This window comes from Pseudorhodoplanes sp. (assembly GCF_050250235.1).
Lineage (GTDB): Bacteria > Pseudomonadota > Alphaproteobacteria > Rhizobiales > Xanthobacteraceae > Pseudorhodoplanes.
Window position 1 is genome coordinate 1 of sequence record NZ_JBFWPA010000099.1, and the last position, 24,173, is coordinate 24,173.

25 protein-coding genes are annotated in these 24,173 nt (G+C 62.5%); 8 read left to right on the forward strand and 17 right to left on the reverse strand.

The window, feature by feature from the left end; translation table 11 throughout:
- Nucleotides 1–453 precede the first annotated feature (453 nt).
- Nucleotides 454–765, reverse strand: coding sequence for a hypothetical protein (locus tag AB7F49_RS28795; protein ID WP_428528840.1), 312 nt, complete (start codon nt 763–765; stop codon nt 454–456).
- A gap of 227 nt (nt 766–992) precedes the next feature.
- Between AB7F49_RS28795 and AB7F49_RS28800 the strand changes: the two genes are divergently transcribed.
- The 3 genes from AB7F49_RS28800 (at nt 993) to AB7F49_RS28810 (ending at nt 2,127) form a co-directional block, all read left to right on the forward strand.
- On the forward strand, nt 993–1,352 hold the full coding sequence (locus AB7F49_RS28800; RefSeq protein ID WP_428528842.1) for a phasin family protein: 360 nt from the start codon (nt 993–995) through the stop codon (nt 1,350–1,352).
- Between the two features lie 83 nt (nt 1,353–1,435).
- On the forward strand, nt 1,436–1,669 hold the full coding sequence (locus tag AB7F49_RS28805; RefSeq protein WP_428528844.1) for a hypothetical protein: 234 nt from the start codon (nt 1,436–1,438) through the stop codon (nt 1,667–1,669).
- Between the two features lie 125 nt (nt 1,670–1,794).
- Complete coding sequence (locus AB7F49_RS28810) at nt 1,795–2,127, forward strand: hypothetical protein (protein WP_428528846.1); 333 nt, start codon at nt 1,795–1,797, stop codon at nt 2,125–2,127.
- A gap of 25 nt (nt 2,128–2,152) precedes the next feature.
- Here the strand turns inward: AB7F49_RS28810 and AB7F49_RS28815 are convergent, their stop codons facing one another.
- From AB7F49_RS28815 to AB7F49_RS28840, 6 genes are all read right to left on the reverse strand, one after another.
- Nucleotides 2,153–3,115 carry a Bug family tripartite tricarboxylate transporter substrate binding protein gene (locus tag AB7F49_RS28815; RefSeq protein ID WP_428528848.1) on the reverse strand — a complete coding sequence of 321 codons (963 nt, stop codon included), beginning with the start codon at nt 3,113–3,115 and terminating at the stop codon, nt 2,153–2,155.
- Nucleotides 3,116–3,141: 26 nt separating this feature from the next.
- Complete coding sequence (locus tag AB7F49_RS28820; RefSeq protein WP_428528850.1) at nt 3,142–3,918, reverse strand: citryl-CoA lyase; 777 nt, start codon at nt 3,916–3,918, stop codon at nt 3,142–3,144.
- Complete coding sequence (locus tag AB7F49_RS28825) at nt 3,915–5,084, reverse strand: acyl-CoA dehydrogenase family protein (protein WP_428528852.1); 1,170 nt, start codon at nt 5,082–5,084, stop codon at nt 3,915–3,917. Before AB7F49_RS28825 ends, AB7F49_RS28820 begins: the two co-directional genes overlap by 4 nt.
- Nucleotides 5,084–5,902, reverse strand: a complete 819-nt coding sequence (locus AB7F49_RS28830; protein ID WP_428528854.1) for a p-hydroxycinnamoyl CoA hydratase/lyase — start codon at nt 5,900–5,902, stop codon at nt 5,084–5,086. Before AB7F49_RS28830 ends, AB7F49_RS28825 begins: the two co-directional genes overlap by 1 nt.
- Before the next feature lie 170 nt (nt 5,903–6,072).
- Complete coding sequence (locus AB7F49_RS28835; RefSeq protein ID WP_428528856.1) at nt 6,073–7,620, reverse strand: class I adenylate-forming enzyme family protein; 1,548 nt, start codon at nt 7,618–7,620, stop codon at nt 6,073–6,075.
- A gap of 34 nt (nt 7,621–7,654) precedes the next feature.
- The gene (locus AB7F49_RS28840; protein ID WP_428528858.1) at nt 7,655–8,791 is read right to left on the reverse strand and encodes a CaiB/BaiF CoA transferase family protein; all 1,137 of its coding nucleotides are present in this window, start codon (nt 8,789–8,791) and stop codon (nt 7,655–7,657) included.
- A 341-nt stretch (nt 8,792–9,132) separates the two neighbouring features.
- Between AB7F49_RS28840 and AB7F49_RS28845 the strand changes: the two genes are divergently transcribed.
- A complete protein-coding gene (locus AB7F49_RS28845; protein WP_428528859.1) occupies nt 9,133–9,960 on the forward strand; it encodes an IclR family transcriptional regulator domain-containing protein in 828 nt (275 codons plus the stop codon).
- On the opposite strand, the gene AB7F49_RS28850 is transcribed toward AB7F49_RS28845, so the two are convergent.
- Nucleotides 9,955–11,040 (reverse strand): mandelate racemase/muconate lactonizing enzyme family protein, encoded by a 1,086-nt coding sequence (locus tag AB7F49_RS28850; protein WP_428528861.1) that lies wholly within the window; start codon nt 11,038–11,040, stop codon nt 9,955–9,957. The genes AB7F49_RS28845 and AB7F49_RS28850 overlap by 6 nt on opposite strands.
- A 17-nt stretch (nt 11,041–11,057) precedes the next feature.
- A complete protein-coding gene (locus AB7F49_RS28855) occupies nt 11,058–12,026 on the reverse strand; it encodes a Bug family tripartite tricarboxylate transporter substrate binding protein (RefSeq protein WP_428528863.1) in 969 nt (322 codons plus the stop codon).
- 330 nt (nt 12,027–12,356) lie between these two features.
- Here AB7F49_RS28855 and AB7F49_RS28860 point away from each other — a divergent pair, with 330 nt between their 5' ends.
- From AB7F49_RS28860 to AB7F49_RS28870, 3 genes are all read left to right on the forward strand, one after another.
- Nucleotides 12,357–12,614 carry a PilZ domain-containing protein gene (locus AB7F49_RS28860; protein WP_428528865.1) on the forward strand — a complete coding sequence of 86 codons (258 nt, stop codon included), beginning with the start codon at nt 12,357–12,359 and terminating at the stop codon, nt 12,612–12,614.
- A gap of 100 nt (nt 12,615–12,714) precedes the next feature.
- Nucleotides 12,715–12,975, forward strand: a complete 261-nt coding sequence (locus tag AB7F49_RS28865) for a hypothetical protein (protein ID WP_428528867.1) — start codon at nt 12,715–12,717, stop codon at nt 12,973–12,975.
- Nucleotides 12,975–14,426 carry a glycosyl hydrolase family 28-related protein gene (locus tag AB7F49_RS28870; protein WP_428528869.1) on the forward strand — a complete coding sequence of 484 codons (1,452 nt, stop codon included), beginning with the start codon at nt 12,975–12,977 and terminating at the stop codon, nt 14,424–14,426. The genes AB7F49_RS28865 and AB7F49_RS28870 overlap by 1 nt, the downstream gene beginning before the upstream one ends.
- A gap of 49 nt (nt 14,427–14,475) precedes the next feature.
- Here the strand turns inward: AB7F49_RS28870 and AB7F49_RS28875 are convergent, their stop codons facing one another.
- The gene (locus tag AB7F49_RS28875) at nt 14,476–15,966 is read right to left on the reverse strand and encodes an undecaprenyl-phosphate glucose phosphotransferase (RefSeq protein ID WP_428528871.1); all 1,491 of its coding nucleotides are present in this window, start codon (nt 15,964–15,966) and stop codon (nt 14,476–14,478) included.
- 377 nt (nt 15,967–16,343) lie between these two features.
- On the opposite strand from AB7F49_RS28875, the gene AB7F49_RS28880 reads away from it, so the two are divergent.
- Nucleotides 16,344–17,483: a glycosyltransferase family 4 protein gene (locus AB7F49_RS28880; protein ID WP_428528873.1), complete on the forward strand. Its 1,140-nt coding sequence runs from the start codon at nt 16,344–16,346 to the stop codon at nt 17,481–17,483.
- Here AB7F49_RS28880 and AB7F49_RS28885 read toward each other — a convergent pair.
- The 7 genes from AB7F49_RS28885 to AB7F49_RS28915 all read right to left on the reverse strand — a co-directional run.
- Complete coding sequence (locus tag AB7F49_RS28885; protein ID WP_428528875.1) at nt 17,422–18,198, reverse strand: carbohydrate deacetylase; 777 nt, start codon at nt 18,196–18,198, stop codon at nt 17,422–17,424. The two genes, AB7F49_RS28880 and AB7F49_RS28885, sit on opposite strands and share 62 nt — an antisense overlap.
- Nucleotides 18,195–18,971, reverse strand: coding sequence for an FkbM family methyltransferase (locus AB7F49_RS28890; RefSeq protein ID WP_428528877.1), 777 nt, complete (start codon nt 18,969–18,971; stop codon nt 18,195–18,197). Before AB7F49_RS28890 ends, AB7F49_RS28885 begins: the two co-directional genes overlap by 4 nt.
- 19 nt (nt 18,972–18,990) lie before the next feature.
- On the reverse strand, nt 18,991–19,932 hold the full coding sequence (locus AB7F49_RS28895) for a glycosyltransferase family 2 protein (RefSeq protein WP_428528879.1): 942 nt from the start codon (nt 19,930–19,932) through the stop codon (nt 18,991–18,993).
- Nucleotides 19,932–21,155, reverse strand: a complete 1,224-nt coding sequence (locus AB7F49_RS28900) for a glycosyltransferase family 4 protein (protein ID WP_428528881.1) — start codon at nt 21,153–21,155, stop codon at nt 19,932–19,934. Before AB7F49_RS28900 ends, AB7F49_RS28895 begins: the two co-directional genes overlap by 1 nt.
- A 16-nt stretch (nt 21,156–21,171) precedes the next feature.
- On the reverse strand, nt 21,172–22,155 hold the full coding sequence (locus tag AB7F49_RS28905; RefSeq protein ID WP_428528883.1) for an NAD-dependent epimerase/dehydratase family protein: 984 nt from the start codon (nt 22,153–22,155) through the stop codon (nt 21,172–21,174).
- Between the two features lie 268 nt (nt 22,156–22,423).
- Nucleotides 22,424–23,038: a phosphatase PAP2 family protein gene (locus AB7F49_RS28910; protein WP_428528885.1), complete on the reverse strand. Its 615-nt coding sequence runs from the start codon at nt 23,036–23,038 to the stop codon at nt 22,424–22,426.
- A partial coding sequence (locus AB7F49_RS28915) for a glycosyltransferase family 4 protein (protein ID WP_428528887.1) occupies nt 23,035–24,173 on the reverse strand: 1,139 nt, incomplete at its 5' end. The genes AB7F49_RS28915 and AB7F49_RS28910, both read right to left, overlap by 4 nt.

Below are 24,173 nucleotides of genomic sequence, written 5' to 3' on the forward strand. Positions count from 1 at the left end.
GATCACCTGACCACATCCCGCAAGTCTCAGGCGCGACCGGTGTTGCTGCGTGCAATCCTCGAACGGCCCCGCCAGCGCCGCATCCGCAAGCAGCAACGGGCACAGGACCAGGACAAGTCTGGCGCCACTGGTGCGCCAGCCGCTCGCGGCATGCGTATCGCGTTTCACGATAGGGCCGGGTCAATGCAACACGGGCGCTACGCTCACCACCGCGATTGCTGCACATAATGCAACAGACAGGACCTTGATGTGGGCGTCACGGTCGAGACCATAAAGCGAGCCGTTCATTGCGTCCCTCCTGTGGCGGCGTCACGCGGACGCCGCATCTTCCAGAAGAGATCAGTGCGCAGAAAGCCCGTTATCGCCCCTAGGGAGGATTACGTAGATCGCGGCGACAACTCGGATGTCGCGCAGACAGCCGCTGCATCCGGATCACCAGACGTGCCGATCCGATCAGTTTCGGTTCGAGCAGGGAGAAAAGCGCCCGTAACCGTCATCGTAATAGCACTGGTTGCGGAGATATTCGGGAACCGGATAGAGCCTGCCGTCCGGCCCGAACGAGGGATCGGCCATGCCTCGCGGGTGGACCTGCGGCGCGACAGGGCGCGACGGACCCGACCGCTTGCGCTTTGCTGCCGAAATGTCGGTGCTGCGCTGCAATATCGAAAGGCTGTCGCTTACCGGTTCCGGCATCCCGTTCCAGGCGAATATGAAAATGCCGCAGGTGCACATCGCAATTGTTGCTACAATTGAATTGATACGCATGAGATCCTCCTTCGGCCACTTGCCTATCAGGTAAACCAAACTCGGCGCCGATCATTGCGTCCGCAATAAAAAAATGGACGACATTGCGCTTGAGGCCAGTTTCAGGGATCGCCGACACAGTCGGATCATGAATTTCGGGTATCGGCGGTCGTGGCCTTGACCAGGGTCAAGACCAACACGAATTCAAGCTGCTGAATACATCAATCCGTTGTCGAGGAGAAGCAGTGATGGATGAGACGGGGACGAAATGGACCTTGCCGGCTTTCAACGCCGCCGAGTTCACCAAACTCGGAAAGGAGCAAACCGATGCGCTGATCGAGATGCAGCGGGAACTCGCGAAACTGATCGAGCAGGCGAACGCGGACTGGCTCGCGCGCATGGAGACGGAGCGTGAGTTTGCATCGGACCTCGCCGGCAAGCTTTCGTCGGCGCGAACGCTGCCCGATGCGGCGAAGGCCTATCAGGAGTGGATGGCTCGCCGGATCGAGACGATGACCAAGGACAGCCAGAAGTTCTTTGCCGACGGCCAGAAATTCGTCGCCTCGATGAACCGGCTCATGTCGCCCGGCCGTGGCTCCGGTACATGAGTCTCGATGCCGATCCGAATTCGTCATCGCTGAAACAGCAGCGGCGACGCAACGACCAAGAAACGTGGACAGGGAGAAATGTCATGGAGCGCAAGCATCCCGGCCAGTCCGACACCGCGATGGAGCGTAGTCAGGAGCCGCCGCAGGCGGCCGGATTCGCGCCGGAGGAAATCACCTCCGCCGAGCTTGTGAAGCTGATCCGCAAGCTGCGCTGGATCGGCCTCGAAGAAGAGGCGCGCCAGTTGCAGATCGCGCTGAACCGGTTTCCGCCCGATCAGCGCGCCGTGCTGCCGAGCATTCCGGCGGAGTGTGATTGAGATCGCAATCCCCCAGATCGGCGTTGACGCCGTCGGCGGATCGGGACAGAACGGCTCGCATACGACGACCAGGATCGGATCGTGTCCGAGCGCATGCGCCGCGACACAGCACCGAGCGAGTGCAGATGACGGATCGGATCATCGACGGCAGCGCCACCGGGCGGCAACAGCTCCTGCACATGCTGCGCGACGTGTGCAAAAGCGCGGCGCCGGTCTGTGAAGCGGCGCCGTCCCCGGCTCTCTGGAAGGACCGCGCCGAAGCCGCAATCAAGGCCTGCACCAAGCTGCAGCGAGGACTTTTCACCTCGCATCCGCAGCTCGCTGACGAACTGAATTTCCTCGCCGCCGAAATCCAGATCGCGCTCGCGGCGCAATCTGACGAGCCGCTATTCGCGGCGCGAATTCAGCGCATCCGGGCCGCGATCCACCGCCTGCAGCAGGTCGGCGCGGGCCTGTAAGTCCCCGCGCCTTCCCGGACAGCCGCTACCGCTTCAGTCCGGCCGATGAAACGATCTGTTTCATCTTGCCCAGGTTGTTCTTCAGCATGATGCCGAACGCTTCCGGCGTGCCTCCGACCAACTCCGCGCCCGTCGGTGCGATCCGCGCCCGGATTTCGGGTGACTTGAGCGCATCATTGACGGCCTGGTTGAGGCGCTGAACGATCGGCGCCGGCGTGCCCCTGGGAGCTGCGAGCCCGTAGAAGGTCACAAAATCGTATCCGGGATAGCCCTGCTCCGCCACGGTCGGAATCTGCGGCGCGCTTTTGAGGCGCTCCGGCGAGGAGACCGCGATCGGGTGCAACTTGCCCGCCTTGATGAATTCCTCGGCGACCGCGACACCCAGATACATGCCCTTGATCTGGCCCGCCACGAGATCCTGCAGCGCGGGCCCTACGCCGCGATAGGGCACGATCAGCGCATCCATTTTGGTCAGCGTTTTGAGCCAGGCGAAGCCCACCTCATGCGGACTCCCGGGCCCGAGCGAACCGAAGGTGAACCAGCCGGGATTGGCCTTGCTGTGCGCAATCAGCTCCGGCAGCGACTTCATCGGTACGAGCTGCGAGTTGACGATCAGCACGAGAGGTACGCGCGCCAGTTCGATCACCGGCGTGATGTCCTTCTCAGAATCGTACGGGAGTTTCATGTCGAAGGCGGCGTTGATTGCGAGCGAATCGAACACCATGCCGACCGTGTGGCCATCCGGCTCGGCCTGGGTCAGCGCCGCCGTACCGGTCACGGTCGATGCGCCAGGCTTGTTCTCGACCACGATCGGCTGGCCGAGAGACTTTTCGAGCTGAGGTGCAAGCGCGCGTGCCAGCAGATCGGTCCCGCCTCCGGCCGGATAGGGCACGATCCAGCGGATCGGTTGCGTCGGCCATGATTGCGCGGATGCGGAATGCCAAGCCAGCAGCAACGCAGCGGCGGCAAGCCAAAATCTGCTTTTCATTGTTTCCTCCCTTTGATGTTTTGTGGCTATGGGTCTCTGGTTTCGAACACCTCTTCTTCGGCCCGCTCCCAGATCTCGCGGGCGACCGGATTTCGCATTTCTTCGGCAAGATGTCCGACCAGTCCCACGGCACGTGAGATCACCGCGATGCCGCGGCAGATGCGCCACGGGAAATCCAGTTCGCTCAGGATCGCGCCGATCGCACCGGTCGCGTTGATCGGCAGTTCGCGCTGAAGGCGGGACGCGGCGCGGTCGGAAATCTGCTCGAGCAAGGCGATGTGGCGGCCGCGAAAGCCGTTGCGCTCCGCAATCGCGAACAGCACCGGTGTTCGCGGATCGATCGGCTTGTGAAGCGGATGCCCGATGCCCGGGATCGGCTGACGCTGGGCGACAAAGGCATCGACGATGCGCGCCGCAAGCTCGGGCAGCGGCGTGGCATCCGAAGGACCATCGAAGGCGGTCTGCAGCATTTTCGCGGTCTGTTCGGACCCGCCGGCGAAAACGCTGCCGACGCCGCAGAGGCCGGCTGCGACCGCCGCCTGCAAGGCCTCCGGTGCCGCCAGATTGACCAGCCGGGCGGCGATCGCCTGCGGTGTCATGCCGTGTTCGACCAGCGTGATCAGCACCGCGTTGAATGTCTCGGCCTCGCGGGCGTCCGGAAGCCGTCCCCTGATCTCGAGAAACGCCATCCCGCCGAGATCGACCTTGCCGAGCAGTTCACTCGGGAGATCGTGACCGCGTACGGTGATGCGGTCGCGTGTGCTCCAGCCCATCGCGGACTTCAGAGGCTTGCGTGTCTTCATCCTTTGCTCTCCCGCAGCAACCGGCGCGCCAGCGCCGTACGCAGCACTTCGGTCGGTCCCTCCGTGATCATGAAGCTGCGCTGATCGCGCCAGAACTTCTCGATCGGAAGCTCGGTCGTCAGCCCGATGCCGCCATGCAATTGCAGACAGCGGTCGGCGACCCGAAATCCCATCTCGTCGCCATAGACTTTCACCATGAAGGTCTCGGTGCGCGCATCCTCGCCGGCATCGAGCCTGGCTGCCGCGTCACGCACCATCAGTTTCGTGGCATGCAGTTCGATGGCGCAATCCGCGAGCATCCATTGCACGCCCTGCCGTTCGGAGAGCGGCTCGCCAAAGGTCTTGCGCTGCCGCGCATAGTCCATGGCCATTTCCAGGCAACGCTCGGCGACGCCGCAGGCGCGGGCGCCGTGCCGGATGCGGCCCTCGTTCAGCCACCGCTGCGCCACCGTAAAGCCTTCGCCCTCGGCGCCCACTCGGTTGGCTTCGGGCACTTCCACGTTCTCGAACACCAGCTCGCAGGGCGCATCGCCCATCATGGTGGGATGACGCGTGGCGATCACGAGGCCCGGTGTATCCATGTCCACGAGGAAGCATGAGATGCCGTGGCGTGCGCCCCCTTGCGGGTCCGTGCAGGCGATCAGCTGAACGAAGTCGGCCTTTTCTGCATGGGTGATGAACCGCTTGGTGCCGTTGATCACGTAGCGATCACCCCTGCGCACCGCGCGGGTCCGTATCGCGGCGGGGTCCGATCCCGCGTCGGGCTCGGTCTGGGCGAAGCAGGAGGTCTTGTCGCCGCGAAGGACCGGATCGAGAAACCGGCGTCGCTGCTCGCCCGCAAGCGACATCAGGATCGGACCGGTCACGGGCCCGAAGATCGAATGATCGCGCGACGGAATGGCGATGGTGCGCGATACCTCGTGCCAGAATACCGACATGCCGAGAAATCCAAGCCCCTGTCCGCCGAGAGCCTCCGGTATGTCGGGCATCCAGAACCCGGCCGCTCGCGCCTTTTCCTGGATATGCCGCCGTTCGGACTCGCTCATCGTGCGCCGCTCGAACGGAAGGATCTCCCGCTCGATGAAGCGTCGCAGGTTGTTGCGGAAAGCTTCGAGCTCCGCCTCTGTCGGCAGTTCCGCGCGATGACCCTCGGCGGGCGTCAGCATCAGGCGCGCTTGCGGTCGTGAGATTCGAGACCGGGCTTGTATTCGCCCTTCAGAAAATCGGCGATGCCTTCGGTCCGCCAGGCATCGTTCTGCCGCGCGACCAGTTCGAATTCCTTGGCTGAGGTGAAGCTCATCGAGGCGTCCCAGCTCATCTCCAGCGAGAAGCGGTAGCCTTCCTTGGTCGCCTTCAGGGCGAGAGGGTCCTTGCTCGCGATCTCGCGCGCGACGGTCATGGTCTCTTCGCGCAGCCTGGCGAGTGGAACCGCGATGTTGACGAAGCCGATCTGTGCGGCCACCCGGCCGTCGAACGGACGGCCGAGCATGCCGTACCAGAGCGCGTCGCGCGGACGCAGCAGATTGGCCAGCGACTTGCTGACGCTGCCGCCCGGAAACAGTTTGAAATTGATCTCGGAGAGCCCGAATGTCGCTTCTTCCGCCGCGATCGCGAGATCGCAGCCCTCGACGATCGAAAACGCGCCGCCGAAGCAGAAGCCGTTCACCATCGCGATCGTCGGCTTCGGATAATAGCGCAGGGTCCGGCCGCGCCACTCCACCGCAAGGCGGGTGATGCGGTCATATTCGGCCGGTTTGCCCTTCAGATCGGTGAAGAACTCCTTGAGATCCATGCCGGCGCAAAAGGATTCGCCGGCGCCGGTGATCACGATGACGGCGACATTGTCGTCATATCGCAGCGCTTCCAGCGCGTGCGTCATCTCCTCGTGAAGTCGCGGGCTCATTGCGTTCTTTTTCCCGGGACGATTGAGCGTGATCGTCGCGACTTTGTTCGCGACTTCGACGAGAAGCGTTTCGTATTGCATGGACTGCTCCGTTGCCGTGCTTTTGCGACGAAGCGGCAGTATGCGCGGCCGCTGCGCCATCGCCAGGATTGGGCAATCCGTACGATAATCGCCCAATATATCTTTATTCGCCCATAATAACATGCGCGGCCTAGACTGACAACGCGTCGCGCATTGAGGCGTCGGGCAGTTCAGACACCACGCGACCGGCCCTGCCAGTAAGGCTCCCGCAGTTTCTTCTTGTCGATCTTGTGGTTGGCAAGCCGCGGCAGCGCCGTTACGAACTCGATGCTTTTCGGCTTCTTGTAGCTCGCGATTTTGGTCTTGCAGAACGTGATCAGCTCGTCTTCGGTCACGGTCCGGTTGGCGATTGTCACCGCGAAGGCCTTGACCGCCTCGCCCCATTTTTCATCCGGAACGCCGATGACCGCCACATCTTCCACTTCGGGATGGAAGTGCAGCGCCTCCTCGACTTCGCGCGGATAGATATTCTCGCCGCCGGAGATGATGACTTCCTTCTTGCGGTCGACGATGAACAGGAAGCCATCCTCGTCGCACCAGCCGACGTCGCCGGTCTTCAGCCAGCCGTCGCCGAGCGACTCGGCCGTAGCGATCGAATTGTTCCAGTAGCCACGCAGCAGGCTCGGAGTATGCGCGACCACCTCGCCGGGTTCGCCGACGCCGCACTCCCGTCCAGTGTCGTCGACCACCTTGATGGCCGCCGATGGCGGCGGCACGCCGGCGGAGGCGAGGCGGCGCACCAGCCGCTCCGGTCCCTCCAGCACATGCTGATGCGGATAGAGGCAGGTGATCGTCCCGGCCTCGGTCATTCCGTAAAGCTGCATGAAGATCGGGCCGTAGAGCGCCACTGCCTTGCGAAGCTGCGCGACCGGCATCGGCCCGGAAGCATATTGCACGAGGCGCAGGCTGCGGTGATCGAACTTTTCCTCACCCGCGAGCGTGATCAGATCGTTGACCATGAGGGGGGCCAGATGAGCGACCGTCGCCTTTTCGCGCGCCAGCGTCTCGGCCGCCTGCCGCGGATGGTATTCGCGCATCATCAGCAGCGTGCAGCCGCGATACAGCGCGGCGAGCTGATTGCACTTGGCGCCGACGTGATAGAGCGGCATGACGATGAACGACACGTCGGTCGCGCGCAGAGCGGTTTCTTCGGCGACCACGCGCCCGAAAGCCAGCTGCCCCTGCTGATCGAGCATTGCGCCCTTCGGGCGGCCGGAGGTGCCGCTGGTATAGATCAGATACGCGATGTCGTGGCCGTTCGCACGCGGCACCGTGTCTGCGTCTGCCAGCGGCAAGCCGTCGTAGGCGTGCGCCCAGGCCGGAGGCCTGCCGATGCACACGAAGATGGTGTCGCGGGCGATGCGGTCCCTGAATCGCTCGACGGCGGGGGCAAACTCCTCCTCGAAAAGCAGCACCTTCGGAGCGGAATCGTTGACGATATAGGCCATCTCGTCGGGGGCCAGCCGGTAATTGATCGCGATCGCGACGAAGCCGGTGCTTTCGGCCGCGCCGTAGAGTTCGATATATTCCAGCGAGTTTTTTGCAAGGATCGCGAAGCGGTCCTGATGCGTGAGCTTCAGTCCGGCGAGCCGCCGCGACGCTTGCTGCACCCGGGCGAGCAGTTCCGCATGCGTGACCCTCTGCTCGCCGAAAATGACCGCAATGCCGTCGGGATCATGCCTGGCATTGCGGCGGTAGAAATCTCCGATGGTGATCATGCGCTTGCTCGATGTTGCGGCCCGACCGCGGCGCTCAAGCCAGATCGAATTCGGTCATGATCGCCTCGGTATGCTCGCCAAGTTCAGGCGCGGCCATGCGGCTCGGCCCGCGCTTTCCATCAATCCGTACCGGACGTTGAATTCCGGTGACCTGGCCAATACCCGGCCGATGCATTTCGTAGAACGTGCCAAGATGCGCGACCTGCGGATCGTCAAAGACTTCCGGCACGGACCAGACCGGCGCGTAGGGCACATCTTCCGCCTCCAGCCGCTGGCACCATTCGGCTCGCGGACGGGTCTTGAAGCTTGAGGCAAGTTCCGCTTTCAGCGCCGCATAATGGGTCACGCGCCGATCACGGGTGCGGAAGCGCTCGTCGCGGGCAAGCTCCGGGCGGCCGATCGCTGCAAGGAGACCATTCCAGAACTTGTCGGGAGACGACAGGTGAACCGCGATCATCCGCCGGTCACCGCATCGGAGCGCGTAGGATTGCGAGGCGGCAACCCGCGTATAAGGCGTGCTTGAAATGCCGAGCTGGGTGTAATTGGCAAAGGTGTCGGGGATGAAGGCGATGGACGCCTCGAGCATGCTGGTCTCGACCCGCGCTCCGTTTCCGGTCTGCGCCCGGTTCAGCAATGCACCGAGAATGCCGTAGCATGCATACATCCCGGTGACGTTGTCGGCGATCGTGGGACCCGCGGCATGCGGATCGTCGGGATCCAGCAGCAGGCTCGCAAGCCCGCTGAGCGCGATCCCGACCGAGTCGTAAGCGGGACGATCGCGATAAGGGCCGTCCGGGCCAAATCCCGTAATCGAGCACCGGATCAGCGCCGCATTGAGCCCTGACAGCGTTTCCTCGTCGAGACGCAGCCGTTCCAGCACGCCCGGACGGTAATTGTCGAGCAGCACGTCCGCCTTCGCGATCAGCCGATGCAGGGCGAGCCGCCCGCTGTCGCTCTGCAGATCGAGCTGGACGCTTTCCTTGTTGCGGTTATAGGCGGCGAAATGCGGGCTATAGAGATCGCCGCGATAGTTGCGGAACGGATCGCCGCCATCGGGATGCTCGATCTTGATCACGCGCGCGCCGAGATCGGCCAGCATCATGCCGGCCAACGGCGCGGTGATCATGGTTCCGAGCTCGATCACGAGAATGCCCGCGAGTGGCTGCGTCATCGCTCAGCTCTTCCGGCCCTGTTGTCGCAACGGCTGCGCGGCATCCCTGCGCGAGTGTCCTCGCTCCCTTGTGCGAAGATCGCACTTGGGCGATAATCGCTCTACCTTTTTTTTATCGCTCAAGCATGGCCACGGCCTTGCAGCTTGTCAATGCCCGTTCCGGCTGGGGACGGTGAACAGGGGAGCATCGCGCCATGGCTCAGATCGGCCTTGCCTGAAATCTCGGAACTTCATTCTCCTGTCCCCGACGGTGACGCCGTCGTGACGCGCGGCGGGCAGGCCGGTCGTTGTCAAACAGGACGTTCCATATTAAGCCGTCGCTGCCCCTTGCAGCCGAAGCCATGAGCCGAGCAGACAACCCACCGAGCTGGTATTCCGAGTCGCTGGCGCGCGGACTGCTTGTGATCCGTGCATTCGACGCGACCGCGGCCTCGCTGCGTCCAACCGACGTCGCCAGGCGCACCGGTCTCAACCGGGCGGCCGCGCGCCGTTACATGCTGACATTGAAGGAGCTGGGATATCTCGGCTCCGACGAGGACCGCTTCTATCTGCAGCCCAAGGTCCTCGACCTCGGTTATGCGTTCATCTCCTCGATGCAGATCGACCGGCTGGTGCAGCCATTCCTCAACGATCTGGCCGCACGCACGCGTGAGTCTTCGAGTTTCGCCGTACTGGACAAGAGCGAGATTCTGTTCGTGGCGCGCTGTCCGAGCGAAAAGATACTGCAGATTTCCGTGAGCATCGGCGGGCGCCTTCCGGCATTCGCCACTTCGCTCGGGCATGCGCTTCTGTCGGGATGGCCGGAGCCCGAATTCGAGCAATATCTGAAATCCCTGCGCGGTGCCCCGTTCAACAAGCCGGCCAGCGTCGTGAAGGACATCAGGACCTCGGTCGAGAAGGCAAGAAAGCAGGGCTGGGCACTGGTATCGAACATGCTTGAGGGCGTTGCCGGCATCGCCGCCCCGGTCCGCGGATCCGGCGGACGAATCCTGGGCGCAATCAATGTCGCGAGCTATGGCACCGGGAATGCGAAAGCACTGAAAGAGCATCTCCCGCTGCTGCTTCAGACGGCCGGCAATCTGGAGCGCGCACTGCAATCGCGCGGTGTATCCGGGCCTTCGCAGCATCTATCCTTGCCGGGACCGACCGGCCGCACCGCCGCGCTATAAGCTCAGACGTTCGACAGCGGCCCAGTCGACCAGCGAGGCGACAGACGGTGTGTCCGGTAGCGCCATCGCGCCGTCGACAATTTGCGGCTGAAGGTTCGTGATCCGATCGGTCATGGCGTGGAACCATGTGAGTTCGGCTGGAAGCAGCGGGTCCCGCACCGCTGCGGCGAATTGCAGCCCCGCAACGGTTCCGAGCGTGCTCTCGCCCATGAGGCCCGCCACCACGCGGCCTCCGGCCTGCTCGACGCCCTGCTGCATCAGCCGGCAATCGGAGAGCCCGAAGCGGCCCGGCTTGGTGCTGAGCGCCTGCGCGCCCTGCGCGACAAACAGGTTCGCGTCCCGCAGGTACCAGCAGCCGAAATCGACCAGTAGGGGAATCGGGCAATGCGCCCTCAGTCTGGCGAATTCCGAATCCGGATCGAGCGGGCAGGGGTCTTCCAGCACCGCCACACCGGCGTCGGCGACGGCGGTCGCGTAGTCGAAAGCCTGCTCAAGAGGATAGGCACCATTGGCATCGACATACAACGTGACCGCGTCGCCGACCGCCCGTCGAATCTCCCGGATGCCGGAAATGTCGGTCGCCAGACCCTGACCTCCCTTCACCTTGATGGTGCGGAAGCCATGCCGGTCCACCATCGTTTCGGCTTCTCGGGCCATGGCCTGCGGCGGTTGCCGTGTCACCGCGAAGGACAGCGCGACGTGCTGCACTCCTCCCCATTGTTGCCAGAGCGGCCGGCCGTCTCGCGCGGCACTGAGGTCCCAGCAGGCATTGTCGATCAGCGCCTTGGCGGCGAGGTTTTCCGGTATGCGGTCGAGTGCCCGCCGCACCTGCATCGGATCGGAGAGGTCGAGGGTTCGGAGCAGTGGAATGAAGATATCTTCGATCGCCGCAATCAGGCTGCGCGGGGTGAAACCGCACCAGGTCGGCTTGACGGTGATCTCGGAGACGCCGACCGCTCCGTCATCCGACACCAGACGCAGCAGCACGAAGGGCGCGGCGTCCTCGACGATGTCGCTCCATGTCACCGGCCGCTCATAGCGCAAGCGGTAGGCATGGAGCGAATGTTCGACGAGACGCATCGGCGGGTCAATTCGTCCTATTTCTCGGCCTTCGAGTCCTTCAGCAATCTTCCCCATTTCGGCGATTCCACCGCGACGAAATCGGTGAGCTGCTTCGGATTCATGAAGCGCGGCTCGGCGCCGAGCTTGGCCATCTTTTCCCTGATATCGGGGCGCTTCAGGATTTTCTCGATTTCGGAGGCGAGCCGCTGCACCACCGGCTCGGGTGTTCCGCGCGGGGCGAACAGCGCGAACCACGCCAGCACCTCGTAATCGGAGAAGCCGGATTCCGCCACGGTGGGCACCTTCGGAACCAGCTGGCTCCGCTCGCGCCCCGTGATCGCCAGTGCGCGCAGTTTGCCGGATTCCACCTGCGGCAGCAGCGCCGGCAGCGTGAAGAAGATGAAGCCGACATCGCCCGACAGCACTCCGGTCACGGCTTCGGGTCCGCTCTTGTAGGGGATGTGCGCCATATCGAGCTTCGCATTATCCTTCAGCAGCGCTGCCGCAAGGTAGCCGGACGTTCCGGGTCCGGCGGAGGAAAATGTCAGCTGGCCGGGCTTCTCGCGCGCATATTGCACGAGTTCCTTGACCGAATTGACCGGAAGCTTCGGATTGACCACGAGCAGATTGGGGGCGATTGCAATCATGGCGACCGGCGGAACGTCGCGCATCGGATCGTAGGACAAATTTTTGAACAGGTGCGGTCCGACCGAATGGGTCGGGCTTCCGCTCATCAGCAGGGTATAGCCGTCCGCCGGAGAACGGGCGACCACAGACGCGCCGAGATTTCCGCCGGCGCCCGGCCGGTTCTCGATCACCACCGGCTGGCCGAGAACCGGCGAAAGCTCCTCCGCAATCATGCGCGCGATGATGTCGGCGGTGCCACCGGCGCCGAACGAGACGACCATCTGGATCGGTTTGCTGGGCCACGGCTGCTGCTGCGCCGCAGCGGGCGCCACCGCAAGTATCGAGACGCAGGCAAGGGCGAAGACTCGCATTTTCATTTGGCATTTCCCCCCGTTTGACTTGCTTTGACGTGTGCGGTGCTCGGCGCACGCATCCTCGCTCACACAGCCAAGGAGCGGACGGCTCCAGAGACGTTGCGATCGATGCGCGCAATTCCCGGATCGCTGCTTCACTCCCGTGATTGGGCGATTAACGCCCTTATGCGCATTTAACGTCCACAGCTTGTCTTCCGTCCCGCCTCATTGTCAATACGCAGCCCGGCCGCTGCGATTCACTACAACCGGAATATTGGCTTGTGCTGCCAGGCTCGGCCGAAATACCAGTTCCAAAGCCGCATCCACTCCGCCCTTCGGAGGAGCGATTGTCCCATGCGCCCCGTAAACGTCTATCACTGCACAGAGATCGGGGACGGAACGCCGCAGCGCCCCTGGCATCTCGATGAAATTTCCGAGCGAGGAGCGCGGCTGCGCGTCGATGAACCGCAGAATGTTCCCGATCACTTCACGCTGCTGCTGAAAGGCGGCGTGATCCGCATTCGCAAGTGCCAGGTGATCTGGCGTTCAGCGTCGCATGTCGGCGTCAAGTTCGTGCACGTGACGCATGCGAATCGCGAGGAAAGTGCATGAGCGGCCGCGATTAACGCTAACAGGTCATTTTCGTCGAGCCGCCGATCCAGTTCGAATAACGTCCCGCGAAATCACGGATTTGCGTTCAGGAATGGGTATCATGTCCTCCGATTTGCCCGCCGGCAGGGCGGAGTGGGAGCGAGCGGAGCGGGCGGTCGATCGCCTGATCGCGGCGCGCAACAATCTGATGCTCGCGCACGATCAGGCCGGTCAAGATAGCGGCGCGCCTCTCGCCAGGACGGTGAATACGGCCGAGCGGCCGAGCGGGCGATGGCCGACGGTGATCCTGCTGGCAGCCTTGTCGATTTCGGTCGCGCTGATTGTGTCCGCCGCGTTCATCAGCATCGCGCTGCTGCTGTGATGAAGCGGGGCCAGGACAAAATCGCCCGCCCGGAAAAGCCCGCGTCGCTGAAGCGGCGCGCCTTTCTGAACATGATACGGGGTACGACGATCGGCATGTCCGCCGCGGCGGTTCCGCTGGCGGCTGCGCACGCGCAACGTGCGGAAACAGACGGGCGATCCGGTGCGACATTCGACGTCCGTCAGTTCGGTGCCAGGGGTGACGGCGCGAGCGACGATTCGCGAGCGATCCAGACCGCTATCGATCGTGCGTCCGCCGCCGGCGGCGGGGTCGTCGAGTTTCCGCCCGGAGACTATCGCTGCATCGGGATCGTGCTGAAACCGAATGTGGACCTCAACGGGCTGCAGCGGCGCTCCATCCTGCGCGCGAGGAGCATCGGGACGCTGCTGACGGTGCCGCAGGATGTCCGCGATTCCAGCGTCCATGGTCTGAGCTTCCGCGGCGTCACGGACCGAAGCCCGAGCGTGGGATTGAGGCTGCATGGCATCGGCAATTTCGTCAGCCGCTGCGACTTCAACGGATTTGCCGATGAAGGCATCCTCATTGCCGAAGGCGGGCTCGTCCATCATCTGGAATATGTGTTCGCGGACAATTGCCTGCGCGTGCCGCGTTCCAAGGTCAGCGGAGTCCTGACTGTCGGTGCTCATGACTGCACGTTGTTCAACGTCGAAATTGCCGGCGGCCTTGGAACCCGGCTCGGACAAATCCTTGAGCCGGATGACAACAACTGGTGCATATACATCATCGGTGCCAACACCTTCATGACCGACTGTGTGGCGGAGGTCGGGCAAGGCGGCATCCGGATTGCTGCCTCATCGCAGCAGAATCGCATCGAAAATACCCGTTCGGATCTCAATGCCAGGCACGGCTGGTTTATCGAAGGGACACGCAGCCAGTTTTCGAACTGCATCGCGCTGAATTGCGGACTCGAAGGCATGCAGTCCGGCAAGGCCGTGGGCTGGCCGGGCTGGTATCTTCTCGCCGCGGCGCACAACACCTTCACCAATTGCCGCAATCACCTGGAAGGATACGACGGCAACGTCACCTTCGGCTTCGAGGAATACGGCGATGATCCCGGCAGGGATGGCAACCGCAGGATCAACAATCTGATTGGGTGCACCTCCTTCGGGCACAAGATCGCCGCGTTCGACACCAAATCGGCGGGGCCGTTGAACGGCAACAACGTGCATTCTGTGGCTGTGACGATCGGCAGCGAGGAAATCGAGGTCTACAATCTCGCGATCCTCGAGCTTCGCAACGCCGCGGCGACCCGCATCGCCAATTTCAGGGGCACGCGCGGTCAACGCGTGGTCATCGTCGGCGGAACGGTGGCGGCCACCATCGTCCATGGCCGTCACATCAAGACCAGAACGGGTCAGCCGCTGGTAGTCCAGCCCGAAACGGCGTTCGAGTTCGTCAACGTTCGGGACGTCTGGTACCAGCTCGTCTGAATCCACGGACAATCGGCAAACGAGCCGAATCCGGCGCTGCTGCGCTCGATCAATATGCGTTCTGGTAGGACTTCGGAGAGAGAACGGTCCGTATCAGGATCAGGATATCCAGGGTCAGAGACCAGTTCTCGATATAGTAGATGTCGTATTCCACGCGCTTGCGCATCAGGAACGCATCGGTTTCGCCGCGATAGCCGTGGACCTGGGCCCAGCCCGTGATTCCCGGCTTCACATTGTTGCGTCGCGCGTAGAAATTGATCTGCGGCGCGTATTCGAGATTGTGGGCGATGGCATGCGGCCGGGGTCCGACCAGCGACATATCGCCCTTCAGGACATTGAAGAGCTGCGGCAATTCATCGAGATTCCACCGCCGCAACCAGCGACCGACCCGTGTCACACGCGGATCGTCGCGCATCGCCTGCGGGACAGCTGGTCCGTCTTCCATGACGCTCATGGAACGGAACTTGATAATGCGAAATTCTGCCTGATTGTATCCGAAGCGGCGTTGCCGGAAAAACACCGGACCCCGGCTTTCGAGCTTGATCAGAATGGCGATCACAAGCATCAGCGGAGACAACATGGCGATCGCGACCGACGACATCACGATGTCGAAAATCCGCTTGCTGACCTGCTGGAACAGACCGAGCGGCGTCGAGGTCAGCTGAATGGTATGGATCGGGCCGAGCTTGTGGAGTTCGGCGTTCCTGAAATCCTCCAGCAGGCGGTCCGGTCCGACATGCAATTCGGCCGGCAACGACGCGAACTTCTCTGCTCCGTGCAGCACAGCATCGGATGCGGTCCAGGGTGCAAGCAGGAAGATTGCATCGGGATGCGTCTCGCGCGCCTGCGCGACAGCATGTTCGAGTTCGCGCTTGAGGACCGCAACGCTCTCCTGATTCAGCGGACCTGGCATCAGCGGCAGCAGGAACCAGCCGGTCACCTCGATCCCGAGGGTTTCCGGCTGATATTTTGCTAGAAAGGCGCTGATACGGGGCTCGGCGCCGACCAGGAAAATCCGCTTGGCTGCGACGATTCCCGAGCGGCTTGCCGCGATGGTTGCCCTCATGAGCAGCAGGCGAAGCGGGCCGAGAATGACGAGACCGGAGAGGTAGAAGATGACCATCCACGCCCGCGAATAGTCCACGCTGGTCTGAGCCAGGAATCCGAGCGCAAGCAGGCAGAAGAATGAACCGTGCCAGTGGATCAGGATCCGGCGCCACTGGAAGTCGCCGGACAGAACATTGCCGATGTTGTAATCGCGACGTGCGACATTCGCTACCGCATAGATCGATGCGGCAATGATGCCGACTTGAAGATAGAGCGGTGACAGGTGGCCGCTGCCGTAGGCGAAAAAATGATAGGCCAGGCCCGACAGCAGTGCGAGCGCGATCACGGTGCCGGCCTCGATCGACAGAAGGAGAGCGCTCAGCCCGGGCGCGGAAATTGCGGCCCGCCGCCGCGTACGGGGCTCCTGTCGGACGAGGTGAAGATATGACGGCGCGATGTTCATCCGGAGCGTCTTGACTGCATTGCGAGACATGTCCCTGTCTCTTGCCGCCGCGCGCGCGCGAAGCGGGCAACGGCTGCCTCAGGTCCCGGTGTCGCGTGCCGCGGAACTCGCATTGGCGACTGCCTTTTCACTAACGTCTCTTTCCGTCGTAAACCGATTGTTGAGGATGTATTTGCAGGATTTTTGGGGGACGTCGTGAGCAATGGCTTGTTAGTATTACCGAAGGGAAGCCGGTGCCTATCTTGAATCGGACACAATTCGCGATGCACGAAAGCGGGCTCTGGTTGGGACCGTTAACGATCTTGCGCGCTGTCGCTCGTTAATGCCTTTCGTGGAAATGTCTCGAACCGCGTGAGGAAGTCCGGTTAGATCGCAGTTCAGCGCCACCGCATTTCAAAGAGTACCGCGTGCCGATCAAGATCGTATATCTCTGGGGTCAGTGGACCGGCTACATGGCTGCCACGGTCGAGGCCATCAAGGCCGCGCATCCGTCCGAAGTCAGGGTCATGGTTCCGGATCCGATGCTCGATCCGCAGTCCCGAATCAGGCTGTTCAATCTTGACGCGCTCGGCCGAAGCGTCGACGAATTCGTCTTGACCGAGCACGAGCCCACCTACGCCGAGGTGAAGGAACTGCTTGAGCGGGTTCAGCCGGACATCGTCGTGGTATCCGGCTGGAACTATCGCGGCTACATGCGGGCGATGCGAGAGAATGCCGGACGCTTCGTCCGCGCGCTCTCGATGGACAATCAATGGAGCTGGAAGCTCAAGCAGGTCGGCGGCCTGGCGGCCTCGCCCGTCATGTTGCATCCCTGTTTCGACGTGGTTTTCGCTTCCGGCGCGCGGCAGCGCCGATTTGCGGCCAAGCTCGGCTTCGCCCATAGCAGGATCTACGAAGGCTATCTGTCGTGCGATTGGCCGCTATTCTCCGCCCAATGTGCAACATTTGAGTATCCCGAGAAATTTCTGTTCGCCGGCCGCATCGTCGACGACAAGGGCATCGAGGAACTGGTGCGGGGCTATCGTCTCTACCGCAGCCGAACGCGCAATCCGTGGCCGCTGGACATCATCGGGACCGGCCCGCTCGAGTCAACGGTGCGTGGCGAGGCCGGAATTGAGTTGAAGCCATTCAAGCAGCCGGCTGAACTGGCCGCGGCCTTTCGCGAGGCATCCTGCTTCATATTGCCGAGCAAGATTGAACCGTGGGGCGTGGTGCTGCACGAGGCCGCAAGCGCCGGACTGCCGCTGATCAGCTCTGCCGCGGTGGGATCGGGCGACATCGTGCTGCGTCACGGCTGGAACGGGCTTCTGCTCGACCGTGTGGACGAGGCTGCAATCGCCGAGGCTCTGGGTAGGATGGCAGCGCTTGACCGCACCGAACTGAAGGCGCTCGGCGCGCGAAGCCGGCAACTCGCCCGCGACCTGACCCCGGAAATCTGGGCGGAAACGTTCTGGCGCTGTTACGGTACCGCTTCCGCGCAGCCGGCTAGTGAAGCAGCGGCAGCACCCGATGCCCAGCCGCGCGCGCCGCTGCCACAAAGCGCCTGATGTCGCGCTCCTCGCTGGCGCGCCATCCGGTCGCGCGACCGGGATGTACTCCAACCTCGATCGTACCATTCAGCTGCGGAAGCCGTTGAAGCAGCGCGCGCGGCCAGTTCGTGGCGCCGTCCGTCTCCGGCATGTAGAAGTGAGCCGTCGTTGCAAAGCGGCGGCGCAGGCCGCCGTTGAACATCGGATAAAGATAGGACATCGGTCGAAAGCCGGCGGTTTCAAGAAAGACGTTCTGCGCCAGCCGAACCGCGCGGATATTGAAGCGGGGAAGAATTTCTGCGAGCGCGCGCTGAAAGCACGGGATCTTGTGCAGGTGTCCATGCGAATCGACGTAGCGGACCTTGACTCCAAGGTCGGAGAGCCGGCTGAGCTGTGCGGTGGCTTCCGCGGCGACCTGCGCGGGCGGAATGCGTCCCATCAGGCCGAGAAGCCGCACCCGGTTTGACGGAAGAAACGATCCGCCAGGCGCCGTGATTGCCGGGATCAAACGCGGATCGCAAAGCGGCTTCTCGACCGTATCGGTACAAAAGACGAGATGCGCCCCGAAACACAATTCCGGGCGAGCGCGTGCATAGTCCGCGGCGCGTTCGGTCGCTGGCATGTTCGCCATGATCGACGCCCCGGTAAGGATGCCATCCTCGAAGCAGGCGATGGTGCGTTCGGTGGTGTCCTCGTCATATCCAAAATCGTCGGCGGACGTGACGATATTCATGCCGGGATCAAGCCTCGATCCACCGGCTGCGCAATCGTTGCCCGGGTGTCCTTCACATCATCCGGGCGCGGAACGCGTTCGAACAGAAAGTCTGCCTGGGTCGTTCCGTAGTCTCGGGTATAGGAGGTATTGTACACGCCGCGGAACGCGAAGCCCTCACGGTCAAGGAAGGTGACGATATCGGTGATCAGGGCCTGACCTTCGTACAATTCAACGAAAGAGCCTTCGAGATAGATGTAGTCGACGTCCCGAAGCAGCGAACCACATCCCGCCAGGACGTCAAGCTCCGCTCCCTGAACGTCAAGTTTCATCAGTGCCGGTCGCGCGATCTGCGCCGCCGTCATCACGCCGTCCAGCCTGTGAACGTCGACATCCACCGCGCCGGCTACGCGGCTGCCATAGGCACGCTCCTGCGCAATGCCCGGAAGCAACAGCGAAGAGGAATCACTGCGCTCGGTGACATAGAACTGGGAGCGGTTATCGATCGCACCCAGCGCATGGACATGGACCTGTGAGTTCGCATTGCCAATGGCTGCCTCGCAGCGTTTTGCGACATCCGGCAGCGGCTCGAACGCAAAAATGCGGATGCCGGGAAAGAGATACTGGCATAGAACCGAGAATTGTCCCTTGTTGGCGCCGATATCGATGCAGGTCCTGAGGTCCAGGCGGTGCAGCGCGGCGTGATGCTCCATGCTTGCGACCGCTCCTCTCAGGAAGGGGCGCCAGAGCGCGGGACGCGCCGCAATCATCATCAACTTTTCGAACTTGTTCATGCCTCTTCGACCCGCGCCATCACAGTTCCAGGCCGGTGTTACGACGCAGGAGCGCGAGGCGCTGCTCGTTGGTTTCGCAGCCGTGGATCAGACGCTCGAATTCCAGGAGCTTGGTCGCGACGAGCGTGCGGTACCAATAGCCTTGCAAGAAGTGATAAAGATATCCTTCTCGCCCATCGAGAAATCCAAGGCGCACGATGTAGCGATAGACGAAATACAGGAGAGGTGCGAGCGGGCCCCCGATCGAGTAATAGAGCGCGCGCAATCGCGATGGTTTTGCCTCCGGTTTTCCGCCTCCGGTTTCGAAAAAGCGATATCGGTCGTTGAGGACATCGATCGCCTCGCGGTTGGAATATGCGTTGTGCTTGGCGATCCATTCGGTCAGGGGCTTCTCGTTGCTGTGCAGCAGCAGGCCGTCGAGTTCCTGAACATTGCCGCTGTCCAGTACCATGTGCTCGTCCATCCAGCGCTGCTCGATGCGAGCGCGCCCGAAGCGCCAGAGCCGCAGAAGATGCATGGCGCGACCGCCGAACCGGATGGGACGGCCGAAGAAATGCTCGCGCAGGCAGACCGAGAAGCCGACAACGTCATCCGAGGCCTTCGGGACCTTGGTGAGGATTGCCTGGCGCAGCCGATCGTCGAACTGCTCGTCGGCGTCGATCCGCATGATCCAGTCGGTCTGGGCTTCGAGTTGCGACAACGCCCAGGCGAATTGGGTTGCGTAGTTCCTGAAGGGATTTTGCTTGACGGTTGCGCCATTCTCGCGCGCGATCTCGACGGTCCGGTCGCTGGAAAACGAATCGACAACGAGGATGTGCCGCGCGACCGGACGGATTGAGGCGATGCAGCGCGCGATATGCATCTCCTCGTTGCGGGTGAGGATGATCGCCGTGATGCTCGGCGTCAGCGCCCGCTCGATCGTCGCGTCCGCGCTGCGTTGTTGTCTCTGGAGGCCTGACATCACTCCGCTGCCACTGCGATGGGGGTCATTCCGGTCACGCGATCGAAGATCGCCTCAAAACGGTCGGCAATTCTCGCGATGTCGAAGGTTTGCTCGGCATAGCGCCGCGCCGCGCGGCCCGCCGCTGCGCGTTCATCCGGATCGTCGAGCAGCCGCGTAATAGCGGCGGCGAATGCCTGCTGATCGTGGGGTTCGACCGAGATGCCCGCCTTGCAGGCGGTGACCGTCTGTGCGGCAAGGTTGCTGGCCGGAACTGAAAGCACAAGCGCCCGGCCGCTGCACAGATAAGACAATACCTTCGATGGAACGGAAAAGCGCGCCGCGTCCGGCTCGATGATGGAGATCAGGATGTCGGCTGCACCGAGAACGTCGGCATATTCGGCCATCGGCTGAAACGGCAGCACCACAAGGTTGCTGAGGCCGCGCGCACGGGCTTCGGCCGTGAGATAGTCCGCCCCCGGTCCTTCGGACACCACGAGAACGCGGGTATTGACGCGCGCCGACATGACTTCCGCGAGATGCACGAGGCTCTGCGGATTGTGCTTGAAGCCGAGCGTGCCGGTATAGACGACGAGCGACTGATCGGAGAGCCCGGTGCGCAGGCTCCATGGGTTGACCTTCGGGCGCACCTGCAAGGCATCAAGCGGCGCCCAGTTCGGGATCACGACCGCCTTGCCGGTATCGATGTTCCACGCCTGCAACTGGCGGAGAAAGTCATTGGAAATCGCGACGATCGCCGCGCTGGCCCGCAGCATCCGCCTTTCAAGCCGCTGGTAGTGGCGGCCGACAAATGCGCCCGGCAGCGAGAATTTTCGGCTGAGCACCTCGGTGATGGCGATCGAGTACAAATCCTGCAGCCAGAACACGAACGGCACGGATGCATTGCCGCACCAGTTCTGAATCACATGTTGCGCATCGAGAGGATTGTTGCAGCCGACGACGATGTCCGGGCGGAACGATTGCAGGCGTCGGCAAGCCTCGTGGCCATAGGCGATTTCCTGTCGGCGCCGCCGGACGAAGGTCGATTTTTCGAACGGCACGCCGAGCGAAACGCCCTCGATCGCGAGGCTTGAAGGGTCGTCCGCCCGCAGTTCCAGATCTCCCTTCGGGGTCTGGAAGTCGGAGAAGTGCAGGTGCAGCAGATCATGTCCCCTCCGGGCCAGCTCACGGCTGAGCTGAACCTGGAAGGGATGACCTGAGTAATCGTTGATAACAATACGCATGACCGGACGGACTGGTTCAGGCTGCCCGAACTCTGCGTGCCTCGATCACCTGCCGTTCGATCCAGGCATAGGTGCGCTCGATACCGGCGCGCAGTGGCTGCGACGGCTTCCACCCGATCGCTTCGTCAATCAGCCGATTGTCGGAGTTGCGGCCGCGGACGCCGACCGGACCGTCGATGTTGCGGATCGAGATCCGCTTGCCGGCAACCTCGGCGACCAGCGTGGCGAGGTTGTTGATGGAGACCATCTCTTCGGAGCCGATATTCACCGGTTCTGCGAAGTCCGAACGCATTACCCGCAGCGTTCCTTCGAGACATTCGTCGATGTAGAGGAACGAGCGCGTTTGCAGTCCGTCGCCCCAGATCTCGACTGTGCCCCCATTCTCGGCTTCCGCTACCTTGCGGCAGATCGCCGCCGGAGCCTTTTCCTTGCCATTGTTCCACGACCCTTCCGGTCCGAAAATGTTGTGATAACGCACGGTCCGGCTCTCGATGCCGTAATTGCGCGCATAGGCCGCGTACATGCGCTCGCTGAAGAGCTTCTCCCAGCCGTATTCACTGTCCGGCGCGGCGGGATAGGCGCTGTCCTCCGAACATTTGGGATTGTCAGGATCAAGCTGATTGTAGAGGGGATAGATGCAGGCCGAGGACGAATAGAAGATGCGGCCCGAAAACTTGTTGCGCCGGCAGGTGTCGAGCACATTCAGATTGATGGTGGCAGAATTGTGCATTACGTCGGCGTCATGCTCACCCGTGAAGATGTAGCCCGCGCCACCCATGTCAGCAGCGAGTTGATAGATTTCATCGAACGGCATGTTGAGTGCGGCGCTGACCGTTGAAAGGTCCCGCAAGTCGCCGACGATGAAGTCGTCTGCGGCAGTTGCGGAGAATTGCGGACGAACGAGGTCGATGCCACGAACCCAGAACCCGTCCTTCTTCAGCTTCTTGACGAGATGACTGCCGATAAAGCCACCGGCACCGCAAACCAAGGCTTTGCGCATGAGATACTCCTGCAACTGATTGACGCGTTTTTTCTTTGAGAGTCACGATTGCGCCGGGCAGGAAGGAGGGTCAAACCGAGCTTGGCGTAAACCTTACTGAACATCGTTAAGACCGCAGCGGCATGGTATTAACGCTTGTTGCAAAGTGATGGCAGCACGAGGGCAGCGCGTCGTTGCAATGCGGCTCTTGAGGTTTTCGCGGGCATTTCTGCAGATGCGATTTCGTGACGCGCGAGGAGCGCAGGCGAAGTACTGCGGCTTTCACACTTCAGTGATGCGAGGCGGCGGGAAGCATGTTCGCGAGCAGTCGCACAACCGCCTCGGTATCGAGGTCGCGCAAGCCGAGGCCTTCGTGCAAGACTACAATCAGCACCAGCAGCATGATGAAGGGCCACGCCGGGACGGCATCCTGACTTTCCACGGTGCCGCACCGGCCCAACAGGATTGCAAGCGGCACCAGCCCGGCCAGGCCTGCAAGAATCCCTTCCATGACCTCGAAGAGCGTGTGGGCACCATTGTCGATGCGGCTGAATGCTACGGCCGATATGGCAAGCGCGACGCATCCCGCAAGAAACCAGCGCACTTCCATGGACCGGTTGTGGCTCAGCACAAGCGCGATCGAGCCGCCAAACGCGGTAGCGAGGGCGGCGTGTCCGCTGGGGCTTCCGATCAATGCGCCGGCCGGCCAGTGTTCGAGTACAAGCCCGATGATTTTCAGCGCGGCGGTTGCCGCCATGCAAAGCAAAATGCCGATCACGAAGGCGCGGGCGAGCTCGAAATCTCGACGATAGGCGAGGAAACCGGCACCTGCCGCAGTGCCCGCAAGAACCAGCCGCAGGTCGCCAAGCCCGGCCAGGAGCGGCGCCCACGCGCCGGCGGTCACGGCAGAACCAGGCGCATGCCTGGGGCCTCTCCGCGGACGACCCGTTCGAAGTCCTGCAGATAAAGGTCGGCAATCGCGCGCGGCTGAAACCTTGACGCGGTCTGCACCGCTGCGTCCCGCATCGCCCCGGGATTGGGGTCCTGAACGATGGTCGAAAGCGTATCGAGAAGCGCGCCGACCGGGTTGGCGCGATGATCGAATACGAGAGCGTTGCGGCCAGGCTTGACATACTCACGAAAGCATTCGAGTGCCGACACTACGACACGGCATCGGGCGGCCATTGCCTCCACCGGCGCGACGCCGAAGGCCTCGCCGCGCTCCGCGATGCTGGGATAGACGAAGATGTCGGCGGCCATGAAGATGCTGCGAAGCGCGTTGCGGTCGAAGACCGGGCCTTCGAAGGTGACCCGGTCGCGAACCGGTTCGGCCAGCGATTTCAGTTCGGCCAGATAGGCGTCCCCGTCGCCCTGTTCACGGATTTCGTGGGGACCGACAATGTGAAGTCGATACGGCGCGAGCGCACCGCTTTTCGATCCCCGCGCGAAAGCCTCGATCAGCAGATGGACACCCTTCTCCCGTGCAAGACGGCCGACAAACAGGATGGTCTTGGCGCGCGGTTCGCCATCGGGCGGGGCGAGCGAGGCGAGTGGCCCGGACAGGGGATTGGGTATTGAGATGACGCGGTCCTGAATGGACGGCGATTGCCTCCGAATTTCTTCCGCAACGGCTTCCGACACGGCCTGGATGCGGGAGGCTCTCCTGTAGAGCCACATCTGTCGCTTCGGATACCGCGCGACGTGAACATAGATATGACCGGCACGATCGAGCGGCAGCAGCAGCGGCAGAAAAACACTGTTGGTGATCGTGACGTCGGAGGCCGGAAGGATTTTTGCGACGCGGCGGGAATATACGTAGTCATAGAGACGATAGAGAACCTTGGATGTCGGCGCATCGAATGACGGGATGCGAATATAGCGGACGCCGTCCCTCGTCTCCTCGTGCGGGAAATCGCCAAACCGCCGCGAGACGATCGTCACCTCATGCCCGCGTGCAACGAAATAGGGCGCCAGCGTGGACAGCACCCGTTCGACCGCGCCTCCCAGTGCCAAGGGGACCGGTTGGTAGGGGCCAATGA